General features: G+C 57.8%; 14 protein-coding genes. 12 read left to right on the top strand and 2 right to left on the bottom strand.

What is annotated here, in order from left to right:
* Positions 1-23 precede the first annotated feature (23 nt).
* Positions 24-386 carry an ATP-dependent Clp protease adapter ClpS gene (gene clpS, locus ABVN21_RS06045; RefSeq protein ID WP_046032480.1) on the bottom strand — a complete coding sequence of 121 codons (363 nt, stop codon included), beginning with the start codon at positions 384-386 and terminating at the stop codon, positions 24-26.
* A 218-nt stretch (positions 387-604) separates the two neighbouring features.
* Between clpS and cspD the strand changes: the two genes are divergently transcribed.
* Positions 605-877, top strand: a complete 273-nt coding sequence (gene cspD / locus ABVN21_RS06040; protein WP_339553091.1) for a cold shock domain-containing protein CspD — start codon at positions 605-607, stop codon at positions 875-877.
* A gap of 81 nt (positions 878-958) precedes the next feature.
* Here cspD and icd read toward each other — a convergent pair whose 3' ends face one another.
* A complete protein-coding gene (icd, locus tag ABVN21_RS06035; RefSeq protein WP_011062175.1) occupies positions 959-2215 on the bottom strand; it encodes an NADP-dependent isocitrate dehydrogenase in 1257 nt (418 codons plus the stop codon).
* A 494-nt stretch (positions 2216-2709) separates the two neighbouring features.
* On the opposite strand from icd, the gene ABVN21_RS06030 reads away from it, so the two are divergent.
* From ABVN21_RS06030 to ABVN21_RS05980, 11 genes are all read left to right on the top strand, one after another.
* The gene (locus ABVN21_RS06030; RefSeq protein WP_339553090.1) at positions 2710-4935 is read left to right on the top strand and encodes an NADP-dependent isocitrate dehydrogenase; all 2226 of its coding nucleotides are present in this window, start codon (positions 2710-2712) and stop codon (positions 4933-4935) included.
* A 194-nt stretch (positions 4936-5129) separates the two neighbouring features.
* Positions 5130-5576 carry an NUDIX hydrolase gene (locus ABVN21_RS06025; RefSeq protein WP_339553089.1) on the top strand — a complete coding sequence of 149 codons (447 nt, stop codon included), beginning with the start codon at positions 5130-5132 and terminating at the stop codon, positions 5574-5576.
* A 59-nt stretch (positions 5577-5635) separates the two neighbouring features.
* Positions 5636-6769 (top strand): tRNA 2-thiouridine(34) synthase MnmA, encoded by a 1134-nt coding sequence (gene mnmA, locus ABVN21_RS06020; RefSeq protein ID WP_339553088.1) that lies wholly within the window; start codon positions 5636-5638, stop codon positions 6767-6769.
* Positions 6766-7389: a high frequency lysogenization protein HflD gene (gene hflD, locus ABVN21_RS06015; protein ID WP_339553087.1), complete on the top strand. Its 624-nt coding sequence runs from the start codon at positions 6766-6768 to the stop codon at positions 7387-7389. The genes mnmA and hflD overlap by 4 nt, the downstream gene beginning before the upstream one ends.
* A gap of 124 nt (positions 7390-7513) precedes the next feature.
* Positions 7514-8884 carry an adenylosuccinate lyase gene (gene purB / locus ABVN21_RS06010; protein ID WP_339553086.1) on the top strand — a complete coding sequence of 457 codons (1371 nt, stop codon included), beginning with the start codon at positions 7514-7516 and terminating at the stop codon, positions 8882-8884.
* Between the two features lie 85 nt (positions 8885-8969).
* The gene (locus tag ABVN21_RS06005; RefSeq protein WP_339553085.1) at positions 8970-10139 is read left to right on the top strand and encodes a cupin domain-containing protein; all 1170 of its coding nucleotides are present in this window, start codon (positions 8970-8972) and stop codon (positions 10137-10139) included.
* Entirely contained in the window at positions 10132-10557 is a 426-nt protein-coding gene (locus ABVN21_RS06000) for a GNAT family N-acetyltransferase (RefSeq protein ID WP_339553084.1), read from the top strand. Before ABVN21_RS06005 ends, ABVN21_RS06000 begins: the two co-directional genes overlap by 8 nt.
* Before the next feature lie 190 nt (positions 10558-10747).
* Positions 10748-11509, top strand: a complete 762-nt coding sequence (locus ABVN21_RS05995; RefSeq protein WP_339553083.1) for a secretin N-terminal domain-containing protein — start codon at positions 10748-10750, stop codon at positions 11507-11509.
* A gap of 477 nt (positions 11510-11986) precedes the next feature.
* On the top strand, positions 11987-13312 hold the full coding sequence (aceA, locus tag ABVN21_RS05990; RefSeq protein WP_007970439.1) for an isocitrate lyase: 1326 nt from the start codon (positions 11987-11989) through the stop codon (positions 13310-13312).
* Positions 13313-13952: 640 nt separating this feature from the next.
* On the top strand, positions 13953-14366 hold the full coding sequence (locus tag ABVN21_RS05985; RefSeq protein WP_003223812.1) for an NADH-quinone oxidoreductase subunit A: 414 nt from the start codon (positions 13953-13955) through the stop codon (positions 14364-14366).
* 10 nt (positions 14367-14376) lie between these two features.
* Positions 14377-15051 (top strand): NADH-quinone oxidoreductase subunit B, encoded by a 675-nt coding sequence (locus ABVN21_RS05980; protein ID WP_007970441.1) that lies wholly within the window; start codon positions 14377-14379, stop codon positions 15049-15051.
* The last annotated feature ends 35 nt before the right edge of the window (positions 15052-15086 follow it).

The following is a 15086-nucleotide window of genomic DNA, read 5'->3' as shown; positions in this document are numbered from 1 at the left end:
CCTCATACCCAAGTGTCCGGCGATTAACCGTCCTTCTCGATTTCACAGAGTAGCGGATGCTGGCTTTCCCTGGCGTACTGGTTGACCTGCATGGCCTTGGTCTCGGCGATGTCGCGGGTAAACACTCCACATACTGCCCGTCCTTCTGTATGGACGGCCAGCATGACCTTGGTCGCCAGCTCGCGATTCAGGTTAAAAAACACCTCGAGCACTTCGACGACGAAATCCATCGGTGTGTAGTCATCATTGAACAAAACCACCTTGTACATCGGCGGCGCCTGTAATGCAGGCTTTGCCTCCTGAACAGCAATGCCTGCGGAATCGTCGTCGTGTGAATCAGGGCGATCCTGATTGAATGTTAGTCGAATCTGGCTGATTGCATGCATGGAAAGAAAGGTTCGTCAGTGGTTCAAATACAGTGGTGGGGGCGGCTATCAGCGTTTTCAACTCCGACTGCCAGGTTACCTTGACTATCGGCAAAACGGTGTTACAACCAATAGAGCCCACAGTGGGTAAAAAAGGTCCGCGGAGTCAACTTTTTTCGAAGAAATGACTGCGGATGAACTGGATGATACTCCAGTGATGGAGTCTGTAGCAGAGGGATATGGGTATGTCAGGCGTCAAGGTCAGCGGCAAGGTGAAATGGTTTAACAACGCCAAGGGTTACGGCTTTATCAATGAGGATGGCAAAAGCGAAGACCTGTTCGCCCATTTCTCGGCCATTCAAATGGATGGCTATAAAACCCTGAAAGCCGGGCAAGCTGTCGTGTTCGAGATTATCCAGGGGCCTAAAGGTCTGCACGCCGTTAACATTGGCAATCCTGTGGATGTTTCGAATACCGCTGCACCTGCCACGCAACAAACCGTTACGTCGTAAGACCGCCCGCCCTCCAGTCATAAAAAAAACCGCCCGACTCGGTTTCTCGAGTCGGGCGGTTTTTTCGTTGCCTGGATTCGCTTACATGTGCGAGATCAGGGCATCGCCGAACGCCGAAGACGAGAGCAGCGTGGCGCCGTCCATCAAACGTTCGAAGTCATAGGTCACGGTCTTGGCGGAAATCGCGCCATTGGTGCCCTTGATGATCAGGTCGGCCGCTTCGGTCCAGCCCATGTGGCGCAGCATCATTTCTGCCGACAGGATCAGCGAACCCGGGTTCACCTGGTCCTTGCCGGCATACTTTGGTGCGGTACCGTGGGTGGCTTCGAACATGGCCACGGTGTCGGACAGGTTGGCACCTGGCGCGATACCGATACCACCCACTTCCGCCGCCAGGGCGTCGGAGAGGTAGTCACCGTTGAGGTTCAGGGTCGCGATCACATCGTACTCGGCCGGGCGCAGCAGGATTTGCTGGAGCATGGCGTCGGCGATGGCATCCTTGACGATGACGTTCTTGCCGGTTTTCGGATTTTTGAACTGCATCCACGGACCGCCGTCGAGCAGGGTCGCGCCGAATTCTTCAGCCGCCACTTCGTAGGCCCACTCCTTGAAGGCACCTTCGGTGAACTTCATGATGTTGCCTTTGTGCACGATGGTCAGCGAATCGCGGTCGTTATCGACGACATATTGCAGAGCCTTGCGCGCCAGACGTTTGGTGCCTTGCAGGGAAACCGGCTTGACGCCGATGCCGCAATTTTCGTCGAAACGGATCTTGGTAACGCCCATTTCTTCTTTAAGGAATTTGATGACTTTGGTGGCTTCAGCCGAACCGGCCTTCCACTCGATGCCGGCATAGATGTCTTCCGAGTTCTCGCGGAAGATGGTCATGTCGACGTCACCTGGCTTCTTGACCGGGCTCGGCACGCCTTCGAACCAGCGCACCGGGCGCAGGCACACGTAGAGGTCGAGTTGTTGGCGCAGCGCCACGTTAAGGGAGCGGATGCCGCCGCCGACCGGCGTGGTCAACGGGCCCTTGATGGAAACCACGTAATCCTTGACCGCGTCCAGGGTTTCCTGAGGCAGCCAGGTGTCCTGATCGTAAACCTGAGTCGCTTTTTCTCCAGCGTACACTTCCATCCAGGAAATCTTGCGCTCGCCGCCGTAAGCCTTCTTCACAGCAGCATCGACAACCTTGATCATGACCGGGCTGATATCAACCCCAATGCCGTCGCCTTCGATGAAGGGAATGATCGGGTTATTAGGAACATTGAGAGAATGGTCTGCGTTGACGGTGATTTTGTCGCCGACGGCTGGAACCTGAATCTTCTTGTAACCCATGCTGAACTCCATTGATTGGATTGAACATCTGGCTTCATTCGAGCGTAACCCAGTTGAAACGGCGCGCAAACCCTATGTTCTATCCATATGCCGTAAAGCTGCACAACCCGCGACCTACAAGCCTGAAAGCAAAGGGAAAAGCGCCAAACTCAAGCACGACGAATGACCTTGCGCCTCGCTCGCTCCTGCGACCTTTAGACCAATGGACGACATTCGTTGTGTATGAACCATCGGCAGATTGCCAGCTACCTATGTATAATGCGCCCGCTGACTAAAGGGTCACGTCAGGTTGAACAGCTCTACGACGAGTGTTTCCACCCGATGAGACGGCTTGCTATCGCAGCCCGTCTGCTTGACGCCCTACTGATGCACCCAACATCACAGCAACGAAATCTCGATATTCGGCTCATGGATGACTTTGAACGAACGCGCTTACCCGGCGCCCCTCGAGTTTCTGCGCACGCTTTAGCAAAGAAGAGAGAGTTAATCCGAATATGCCCACCCGCTCGAAGATCATCTATACCTTCACCGACGAAGCTCCCGCCCTCGCCACCTATTCACTGTTGCCTATCGTAGAGGCCTTCACCGCCTCGGCTGATATCGCCGTTGAAACCCGCGATATCTCTCTTGCAGGGCGCATCTTGGCCAGCTTCCCCGAGCAATTGGGTGACAAAGCCGTAGCCGACCACCTCGCCGAACTGGGCGCCTTGGCCGTCACGCCTGAAGCCAACATCATCAAATTGCCGAACATCAGCGCCTCGGTTCCGCAGCTGCAAGCCGCGATCAAGGAACTGCAAGCCCAGGGCTACGCACTGCCGGACTACCCGGAAACCGTGACCAGCGATGCCGACAAGGAAGCCAAGGCCCGTTACGACAAGGTCAAGGGCAGCGCCGTAAACCCGGTTTTGCGCGAAGGCAACTCCGATCGTCGCGCTCCGCTGTCGGTCAAGAACTACGCGCGCAAGCACCCGCACAAAATGGGCGCCTGGGCTGCGGACTCCAAGTCCCACGTCGCGCACATGAGCACCGGTGATTTCTACGGCAGCGAAAAAGCTGCCCTGATCGACGCCGCTGGCGCCGTGAAAATCGAACTGATCGCTCAAGACGGCACCACCACCGTCCTGAAAGAAAAAACCACCGTCCAAGCCGGTGAGATCCTCGATTGCGCGGTCATGAGCAAAAACGCTCTGCGCAGCTTCATCGCTGCAGAGATCGAAGACGCCAAGGCCAAGGGCGTGCTGCTGTCGGTTCACCTGAAAGCCACCATGATGAAGGTCTCCGACCCGATCATGTTCGGCCAGATCGTAGCCGAGTTCTATAAAGACGCACTGGCCAAGCACGCTGACGTGCTGGCGCAGATCGGCTTCAACCTGAACAACGGCATCGGCGATCTGTACTCGCGCATCAAGGCCTTGCCTGCCGAGCAGCAAGCCGCCATCGAAGCCGACATCCAGGCGGTCTACGCCGTTCGTCCGTCGCTGGCCATGGTCAACTCCGACAAGGGCATCACCAACCTGCACGTGCCGAGCGACGTCATCGTCGACGCCTCGATGCCAGCGATGATCCGTGACTCCGGCAAAATGTGGGGCACCGACGGCCAGCTGCACGACACCAAGGCTGTGATCCCGGACCGCTGCTACGCCACCATCTACCAGGCGGTCATCGAAGACTGCAAGGCCAATGGCGCTTTCGATCCAACCACCATGGGCAGCGTGCCGAACGTTGGCCTGATGGCGAAAAAAGCCGAAGAGTACGGTTCCCACGACAAGACTTTCCAGATCAAGACCAACGGCGTTGTCCGCGTGACCGGCACCGATGGCACTCTGCTGCTGGAACAGTCGGTTGAAGCCGGCGACATCTTCCGCATGTGCCAGACCAAAGACGCGCCGATCCAGGACTGGGTCAAACTGGCCGTCAACCGTGCTCGCGCAAGCAGCACGCCAGCGATTTTCTGGCTGGACCCGATGCGCGCCCATGACGGCGTGGTGATCGAGAAAGTTCAGGCTTACCTGAAGGATCACGACACTGCCGGCCTGGACATCCAGATCATGGCGCCAGTCGATGCAATGAAGTTCACCCTGCAACGCACCCGCGAAGGCAAGGACACCATCTCGGTGACCGGTAACGTATTGCGCGACTACCTGACTGACCTGTTCCCGATCATGGAACTGGGCACCAGCGCCAAGATGCTGTCGATCGTTCCGCTGATGAATGGTGGCGGCCTGTTCGAAACCGGCGCTGGCGGTTCGGCTCCTAAGCACGTTCAACAACTGCTGGAAGAAAACTTCCTGCGTTGGGATTCGCTGGGTGAATTCCTGGCACTGGCTGCGTCCCTGGAACACCTGGGCGTAACCTACAACAACCCGAAGGCGCTGGTTCTGGCCAAGACCCTGGATCAGGCTACCGGCCAGTTCCTGGACAACAACAAGTCGCCATCGCGTAAAGTCGGCAACATCGACAACCGCGGCAGCCACTTCTACCTGGCGCTGTACTGGGCTCAGGCCCTGGCTGCCCAGACCGAAGACACTGCACTGCAAGCGCAGTTCGCGACCCTGGCCAAAACCCTGACCGAGAACGAAGCGACCATCGTTGCCGAGCTCAACGCCGTTCAGGGCAAGCCAGTGGACATCGGTGGCTACTACCACGCCGACGCCGAGCTGATCAGCAAGGCCATGCGTCCAAGCGCCACGCTCAACGCGGCGATTGCTGCGTTGGTGTAAGGCTGCAAGGCTGCATCACAAACCCCGGCCCTGTGCCGGGGTTTGTGTTTTAAAACCTGCACAAATCCCTGTAGGAGCCGGCTTGCTGGCGATAGCGGCGGATCAATCAATGAAGATGCTGGATAATAAACTGCTATCGCTGGCAAGCCGGCTCCTACAAGGCTTGCGTTTCAACATTTAAATTGAGGTGTTTTATGGACTGGAAACCCCACATCACCGTCGCCACCATTGTCGAAGACAACGGCCGCTTCCTGATGGTCGAGGAACTCAAACACGGCCGTGTCGTGCTCAATCAGCCCGCCGGCCACCTTGATCCCAACGAAACGCTGACCGAAGCCGCCGTGCGCGAAACCCTCGAGGAAACCGGCTGGGACGTTGAAGCCACTGGCGTGGTGGGAATCTATCTCTACACCGCACCGAGCAACGGCGTGACTTACCAACGGGTCTGCTTCATCGCCAAGCCGCTGAAACACCACCCCGATTATCAGCTGGACGACGGCATCGTCGGCGCCAAGTGGTTGACCCGTGACGAATTAATCCAGCAGCGCGACAACTGGCGCAGCGAGCTGATCATCCGCTGCATCGACGACTATCTGGACGGTAAACACTTCGACCTCGAATTGATCCGCCCTTCTCTTTAGCCTTGCGGGCTCCAGCCTGTTAGAATCGCGTCCTTTTTCAAGACACTCATTGAATCCCTATGCGTGATCCAGCCCCTTCTGACTCACAAAAGAAGCGCGTCATTGTCGGCATGTCCGGCGGCGTGGACTCTTCCGTTTCCGCTCTCCTGCTGATCGAGCAGGGTTATGAAGTGGAAGGCCTGTTCATGAAGAACTGGGAAGAAGACGATGGAACGGAATATTGCACCGCCATGGATGACCTGGCGGACGCCCAGGCTGTGTGCGACAAAATTGGCATCAAGCTGCACACCGCCAACTTCGCCGCCGAGTACTGGGACAACGTGTTCGAGCATTTCCTGGCCGAATACAAGGCCGGACGCACGCCGAACCCGGACATCCTGTGTAACCGTGAGATCAAGTTCAAGGCGTTTCTCGACTACGCCATGATGCTTGGCGCCGACCTGATCGCCACCGGTCACTACGTGCGCCGCCGCGACATCGACGGCCGCACCGAGCTGCTTAAAGGCCTGGACCCAAACAAGGACCAGAGCTATTTCCTGCACGCCGTCGGCGGGGAACAGATCGCCAAGACACTGTTCCCGGTCGGCGAACTGGAAAAACCCCAGGTTCGCGCGATTGCCGAGAAATACGAACTGGCGACCGCGAAGAAGAAGGATTCCACCGGAATCTGCTTTATCGGCGAGCGCCGCTTCAGCGACTTCCTCAAGCAATACCTGCCGGCGCAACCAGGCGAGATCAAGACCACCGAAGGTGAAATCATTGGCCGTCACCACGGCTTGATGTATCACACCATCGGCCAGCGTCAGGGTCTGGGCATCGGTGGTCTGAAAGACGCCAGCGACGAGCCGTGGTATGTGCTGATCAAGGACCTGGAGCACAACGAATTGATCGTCGGCCAGGGCAACGACCATCCATGGTTGTTCTCCCGCGCCCTGCTCGCTTCGGACATCTATTGGGTCAACCCGATCGATCTGACTGAACCGCGCAAACTGACCGCCAAGGTCCGTTATCGCCAGAGCGATCAGCCCTGCACCCTGGAAAAAACCGCCACCGGCTATCGCGCAACCTTCGATGACCCGCAACGCGCGGTCACCCCGGGCCAGTCCGTGGTGTTTTACGACGGCGAGATTTGCCTCGGCGGCGGCGTGATCGAAGTAGCGGAACCGTGGACCAGCAAAGGCCAGGCCCAATGAGCCCGACCCAGGAGCAACTGACCGCGCTAGGCGGCGTATTCCTCGCCGCCGTGCTGGTCGACAAGATCGCCAAGACCGGCCAGACCAACGAGGCCGGCCTGACCTGTATGCTCGGCAGCCTGCTGATCCGCGATCCAAAGGACACTCTGGAAGTTTATGGCGGCGACGACATCAATCTGCGCGAAGGCTATCGCGCGCTGATCGGTGCCCTGGAGCGCGATCCGAGCGCCCTGCAACGCGAGCCGCTGCGCTATGCGCTGGCCATGCTTGGCCTTGAGCGTCAGCTGGCCAAGCGCAACGACATGCTGGACATCATCGGCAAGCGCCTGCCGCAGATTCAGTCCCAAGTCGAACACTTCGGCCCGGCCCATGAAAACGTGATCGCTGCCTGCGGCGCGCTGTATCAGGACACCTTGAGCACCCTGCGCCAACGCATTCAGGTGCACGGCGACATGCGCAACCTGCAGCAACCGAGCAACGCCTCGAAAATTCGTGCCCTGTTGCTGGCCGGCATCCGTTCAGCACGTCTGTGGCGGCAATTGGGCGGGCATCGCTGGCAGCTGGTGATCAGCCGCCGCAAATTGCTGAAAGAGCTTTACCCATTGATGCGTAACGAATAACCCGCATCGACAGAATTGAACTTAGCAATACGCGTAATACGCCGGTCAGTTGGCGACGGACCGGCGGATTTTTTCATGTATGATACGCGCCCCATTTCGTTGCCCGACTGTCCGAGAACACCCCATGCAGCTCTCTTCGCTCACTGCGGTTTCCCCTGTTGACGGCCGCTACGCCGGCAAAACCCAGGCCCTGCGCCCAATTTTCAGCGAGTACGGCCTGATCCGTGCCCGCGTTCTGGTTGAAGTGCGCTGGCTCCAGCGCCTGGCCGCTCACCCTGCCATCAGCGAAGTGCCGGCGTTCTCCGCCGAAGCCAACGCGGTGTTGGACACCCTGGCGGAAAACTTCTCTCTGGAGCACGCCGAGCGCGTCAAAGAGATCGAGCGCACCACCAACCACGACGTCAAAGCCATCGAATACCTGCTCAAAGAGCAAGCGGCCAAGCTGCCGGAACTGGCCAAAGTCAGCGAATTCATCCACTTTGCCTGCACCAGCGAGGACATCAACAACCTGTCCCACGCCCTGATGCTGCGCGAAGGCCGTGATGACGTGATGCTGCCGCTGATGCGTCAGACCGCCAACGCTATCCGTGAATTGGCCATCCGCTTCGCCGATGTACCGATGCTGTCGCGCACCCACGGTCAACCGGCCTCGCCGACCACCCTGGGCAAAGAACTGGCGAACGTGGTTTACCGTCTCGAGCGTCAGATCGCTCAAGTCGCTGCCGTTCCACTGCTGGGCAAGATCAACGGCGCCGTCGGCAACTACAACGCTCACTTGTCGGCCTACCCTGAGATCGACTGGGAAGCCAACGCTCGCGCCTTCATCGAAGACGAACTGGGCCTGGGCTTCAACCCGTACACCACGCAGATCGAGCCGCACGACTACATCGCCGAGCTGTTCGACGCGATCGCCCGCTTCAACACCATCCTGATCGACTTCGACCGCGACATCTGGGGCTACATCTCCCTGGGTTATTTCAAACAGCGCACCATCGCTGGCGAAATCGGTTCGTCGACGATGCCGCACAAGGTCAACCCGATCGACTTCGAAAACTCCGAAGGCAACCTGGGTATCGCCAACGCACTGTTCCAGCACCTGGCGAGCAAACTGCCGATTTCCCGCTGGCAGCGAGACCTGACGGATTCCACCGTACTGCGCAACCTCGGTGTCGGCTTCGCCCACAGCGTGATCGCGTACGAAGCGAGCCTCAAAGGCATCAGCAAACTGGAGCTCAATGAGCAGAAAATCGCCGCTGACCTGGACGCCTGCTGGGAAGTCCTGGCCGAGCCGATCCAGACTGTCATGCGTCGCTACAACATCGAAAACCCGTACGAAAAGCTGAAAGAATTGACCCGCGGCAAGGGCATCAGCCCAGAAGCGCTGCAAACTTTCATCGACGGCCTGGACATGCCAGCCGCCGCGAAAGCGGAGCTGAAATTGCTCACCCCGGCCAACTACATCGGTAACGCTGTAGCGCAAGCCAAACGCATCTGATCGACCGCTAGACCCTTGAAGACGCCCGGCCGCGCCGGGCGTTTTTATTCCCGTCTGAAAAGTGCTTTTTTTCAATAGGTTACACATGAATCCTGATATTCCTCTTCAACTTCTGGGCGGCATCACGGCACGGGAATTCCTGCGCGACTACTGGCAGAAGAAACCGTTGTTGATCCGCCAGGCGATTCCTGACTTCGAAAGCCCGATCGATGCCGACGAACTGGCCGGCCTGGCGCTGGAAGAAGAAGTCGAATCGCGCCTGATCATCGAAAATGGTGAGCGCCCGTGGGAATTGCGCCGCGGTCCGTTTGCCGAAGACGAATTCAGCAAATTGCCTGAACGCGACTGGACCCTGCTGGTTCAAGCCGTCGACCAGTTCGTACCGGAAGTCAGCGAGTTGCTGGAGAACTTCCGCTTCCTGCCGAGCTGGCGCATCGACGACGTGATGATCAGCTTCGCCGCGCCAGGTGGCAGCGTCGGTCCGCACTTCGACAACTACGACGTCTTCCTGCTGCAAGGCCACGGCAAGCGCAACTGGAAAATCGGCCAGATGTGCGACTCCGAAAGCCCGCTGCTGCAACACGCCGACCTGCGTATCCTGGCTGATTTCGAAGCCACTGATGAGTGGGTCCTCGAACCGGGCGACATGCTCTACCTGCCACCGCGCTTGGCCCACTGCGGCGTCGCGGTCGATGACTGCCTGACCTACTCCGTTGGTTTCCGCGCGCCGAGCGCCGCTGAAGTACTGACCCATTTCACCGACTTCCTCAGCCAGTTCCTGCCGGACGAAGAGCGCTACACCGACGCCGACGCCCTGCCTGCGGCCGATCCGCACCAGATTCAGCATGACGCTCTGGACCGCCTGAAAAGCCTGCTGGCCGAGCACATGAGCGATGAGCGTCTGCTGCTGACCTGGTTCGGCCAGTTCATGACCGAGCCGCGTTACCCGGAACTGGTGGTTGGCCCGGAAGACCTCGAAGAAGACGACGTCCTCGGCGCACTGGAACAAGGCGCCGTGCTGATCCGCAATCCGAGCGCGCGCCTGGCCTGGTCCGAAGTCGATGACGACCTGCTGCTGTTCGCCAGCGGCCAGAGCCGTTATCTGCCTGGCAAACTGCGTGAACTGCTGAAAATGATCTGCGCTGCCGACGCCCTGCACGCCGACAACCTGGGTGATTGGCTGTCCGACGAAGACGGCCGCGGCCTGCTGTGTGAACTGGTCAAGCAAGGGAGCCTGGGGTTCGCCGATGAATAAGATTCACGTACGTGTCGCAGACTGGCAAAAGGACAACGCCGAGATCCGGCGCATTCGTGAAACGGTATTCGTCGCCGAACAGTCCGTTCCGCCAGAGCTGGAATGGGATGCCGATGACATTGATGCAGTGCATTTCCTCGCTTACGAAGGCGACTTTCCGATTGGCACAGCGCGCCTGCTGCCTGACGGTCACGTCGGCCGGGTATCGGTCCTGAAGGACTGGCGCGGCTTGAAAGTTGGCGATGCGTTGATGCAAGCCGTCATCGGTGAAGCCGAGAAGCGCGGCCTGAAGCAGCAGCAACTCAGCGCACAGGTGCAAGCCACGGCGTTTTATGAGCGCCTGGGTTTCAGCATGGTCAGTGAGGAATTCCTGGAGGCCGGGATTCCGCATGTGGACATGGTTCGTCATTCGGCTTGATACCGAGTTGCGGCCATCGCGAGCAAGCTTGCTCCTACAGGGATTGAGCTAGACCTGCCCTGATGAACACCACAAAACGCCCCGCCATTTTCGAATGCCGGGGCGTTTTGCTGTCTACGATTCAACTTGCCCCACTGCGAGCCGACAAACTGGCAATATCAACACTTTGAAGTTGGCGGAGATAACGGATATGTCCCTACGCACCCTGCTCACCACCCTGTTGGTGACCTGCAGTTTTTCGGTCATGGCAGCCACCGAAATCGTGCCACTGAATTACCACACCAGCGCCGATATGTTGCCGGTGGCGCAGGATTTCATCGGCAAGGACGGTCAGGTCAGCGCCTACGGCAATCAACTCATCGTCAACGCTGATCAGCGCAAGATCGACGAACTTAAGGCCCTGCTCAGCCAACTCGACATAGCGCCGAAACGCCTGCTGATTACCGTCGACACCAACGAAAACAATGTCCAGGGCGACCAGGGGTATTCAGTCAATGGTGCCAAGCCAAGCCAGACCCGCATTATCAGCCGCAGCACCGACAGCCGCGACGGCGGTATCCAGCAAGTGCAGGCCACCGACGGCATGCCCGCATTGATCCAGGTCGGCCAGAGCGTTCCGCTCACCAGCACGCAGTCCGATTCCTACGGCGACCTACGCAGCCAGACCGAATACCGCAACGTCACTCAGGGCTTCTACGTCACTGCAAACGTCACCGGCGAAATCGTCCATCTGTCGATCAGTACCAACCGTGACCGCATGAGCCAGGAACGTCCCGATGTAGTGAACGTGCAAAGCACCGACACAACCGTCACCGGGCGCCTGGGTGAGTGGATCCTGCTGGCCGGTATGAATGGCCAGACGCAGGCCGATAAACAGGGCGTAACCCGCAGCTACTCTACCCAGAGCCGGAACGACATGACCCTTCGAGTGAAAGTCGATACTTTGGACTGAGACACCAAAAACTGACTGACAAGTCGTATTAGACCAAAGATGTAGTGCCTGAAAAAAAGCACTACAAAACGTTTGACGAGCCAAAAAAGCAAAGGCATGATGGCCTCGCTCCCGCTAATCAGGGGCCCTGGCAAGGGCCTTCGAGGCGATGTTCGCACCTACCCCGCGAACCGCTTCGTGTCTGTACCGCCCACAAGGTGTGTTTGACGAGGTTGCCGACTGGAACGAAGTTGTCCCGAGGGACGGAAGCGTATTTAGGTAAACCCGGCATCACACTGAAGTTCGCACCAAGGCCCACGACGCCCGAATGCGCCCGCCAGTTTCGCCCTTACCTGCTCACTTCCCCTCGAGCCCATCGTTCATCCCGTCGCCAGCCCCGCCGAATACGACTTGACCACCTAAGCTTCTGGTCAGCGAGCGCAGGAATTTTCCACCGCAGAACAACTTTTCATAAAGACGCGACGAGGTTTATCTCCCATGGCACTGACACGCGAACAGCAAATTGCAGCCCTCGAAAAAGACTGGGCTGAAAACCCGCGCTGGAAAGGCGTGACACGCACTTACTCCGCTGCTGACGTCGTCCGTCTGCGTGGCTCGGTTCAACCTGAGCACACCTTTGCAAAAATGGGCGCCGAGAAGCTGTGGAACCTGGTTACCCAGGGTGCCAAGCCAGCCTTCCGTCCTGAGAAAGATTTCGTCAACTGCATGGGCGCCCTGACCGGCGGCCAGGCTGTGCAACAAGTCAAAGCCGGCATCCAGGCGATCTACCTGTCGGGCTGGCAAGTGGCTGCGGACAACAACTCCGCCGAATCGATGTACCCGGACCAGTCGCTGTACCCGGTAGACTCCGTTCCTACCGTGGTCAAGCGCATCAACAACTCGTTCCGTCGTGCTGACCAGATCCAGTGGAAAGCCGGCAAGAACCCGGGCGACGCTGGCTACATCGACTACTTCGCGCCGATCGTTGCTGACGCCGAAGCCGGTTTCGGCGGCGTACTGAACGCTTACGAACTGATGAAGAGCATGATTGAAGCAGGCGCCGCCGGCGTTCACTTCGAAGACCAACTGGCTTCCGTGAAAAAATGCGGCCACATGGGCGGCAAGGTACTGGTTCCTACTCAGGAAGCCGTACAGAAGCTGACCGCTGCGCGTCTGGCGGCCGACGTTGCCGGTACTCCGACCATCATTCTGGCTCGTACTGACGCTAACGCTGCTGACCTGCTGACTTCCGACTGCGACCCGTACGACCAGCCATTCGTGACTGGCGAACGTACCCAGGAAGGCTTCTACAAAGTGCGCGCCGGTCTGGACCAAGCCATCGCTCGCGGCCTGGCCTACGCTCCGTACGCCGACCTGATCTGGTGCGAAACCGCTAAACCAGACCTGGACGAGGCTCGTCGCTTCGCTGAAGCGATCAAGAAGGAATACCCGGACCAACTGCTGTCGTACAACTGCTCGCCTTCCTTCAACTGGAAGAAAAACCTGGACGACGCGACCATCGCCAAGTTCCAGCGCGAACTGTCCGCCATGGGCTACAAGCACCAGTTCATCACCCTGGCCGGCATTCACAACATGTGGCACAGCATGTTCAACCTGGCGCACGACTACGCCCGCAACGACATGACTGCCTACGTGAAATTGCAAGAGCAGGAATTCGCTGACGCTGCCAAGGGTTACACCTTCGTGGCTCACCAGCAGGAAGTGGGCACCGGCTACTTCGACGACATGACCACTGTGATTCAGGGTGGCTCGTCTTCGGTTACCGCGCTGACCGGTTCGACTGAAGAAGAACAGTTCCACTGATCTGCTTCGCTTGAGACATCAGCCGCTGCGGGCCGGATAGAAAGCTAACCGCAGCGCTGCACATCTGACGCCCCGACTGGTTCGGGGCGTTTTTTTTGCGTGCAATTTCGAAATCAGCATGAATTCTGTGGGAGCAGCTTGCCCGCGATGACGGTTTCAGCCCCCAACAACCATGTCGACTGAAACTCCGCTATCGCGGGCAAGCCCGCTCCTACAGGATTAGTGACGACCTCAAGCGAAAAAACTGATCCGGGGCACGATCAGCCTGGAAAAAATCCGCTAAAACGAGCATCGCCACTACTTGCAATAACGCGCATTTAAGACAACTTCCCGACCCCCTGCGCATTAATCAGTTTAAAAACCAACCTAATCAATATTGATTATCATTTAGCGATAACTATGTTCGTTACATTCCCTACAAAACATAATTGATGAAATACCGGGTAATGCCCGCAACGCATGGGCTACGGCGCTTTTGCCGCGCGCCATGTCCTTATTCCTATAAATAATTTCGCTATAGGAATTTTACTTGCTGGGTGTTTAGCCATAAAATCAGCGGGATTGATTGCTGCGACATATCGTCACTGCTTTGTTTCTTTTCAAGCTCAGAGACCTTTGCTCTCTGTTAAGGATTACCAGCATGCCCGAAGCGACAGGACTCATGGCCCACAACTGGGGCTTTGCCATTTTCCTTCTAGGTGTTGTCGGCCTCTGCGCCTTCATGCTCGGTGTTTCCAGCCTCCTCGGGTCAAAAGCCTGGGGCCGCAGCAAAAACGAACCGTTCGAGTCCGGCATGCTACCTACAGGTGGCGCCCGCTTGCGGCTCTCAGCCAAATTCTATCTGGTCGCGATGCTCTTCGTGATCTTCGATATCGAAGCCCTCTTTCTCTTTGCATGGTCTGTGTCCGTCCGCGAAAGCGGCTGGACCGGATTCGTCGAAGCTCTCGTTTTCATAGCAATTCTGTTGGCAGGTCTTGTCTACCTATTCCGAGTGGGCGCCCTTGACTGGGCTCCGGAAGCTCGGCGCAAGCGGCAAGCGAAGCTGAAACAATGAGGCTTTGGCAATGCAATACAATCTCACCAGGATCGACCCCGATGCTCCTAACGAGCAGTATCCGATTGGCCAGCGGGAAACCGTTTCCGATCCGTTAGAAGATCAAGTTCACAAAAACATTTTCATGGGCAAGCTCGAAGACGTGCTTAACGGCACGATCAATTGGGGGCGCAAGAACTCCCTGTGGCCGTATAACTTCGGTCTTTCGTGCTGCTACGTGGAAATGACCACCGCCTTCACGGCGCCCCACGACATCGCGCGCTTTGGCGCCGAGGTTATCCGGGCATCGCCGCGTCAGGCGGATTTCATGGTTATCGCCGGTACCTGCTTCATCAAGATGGCGCCGATCATTCAGCGTCTCTACGAGCAAATGCTCGAACCTAAATGGGTCATCTCCATGGGTTCGTGCGCCAACTCCGGTGGCATGTACGACATCTACTCCGTGGTTCAAGGGGTGGACAAGTTCCTGCCCGTGGACGTCTACGTGCCTGGCTGCCCGCCCCGCCCTGAAGCTTTTCTGCAAGGCTTGATGCTGTTGCAGGAGTCGATTGGCCAGGAGCGTCGCCCACTTTCCTGGGTCGTTGGTGATCAAGGCGTTTATCGCGCCGAGATGCCTTCCGAAAAGGAAAAGCGCCGCGAACAGCGTATTCAGGTAACCAACCTGCGCAGCCCCGACGAAGTCTGATCCAGTTCTGCTGTTTCAAAGAAACGAACAACTGG

This window comes from Pseudomonas sp. MYb327 (assembly GCF_040438925.1).
Classification (GTDB): domain Bacteria; phylum Pseudomonadota; class Gammaproteobacteria; order Pseudomonadales; family Pseudomonadaceae; genus Aquipseudomonas.
This window is presented reverse-complemented; position numbering and strand designations above follow the sequence as displayed.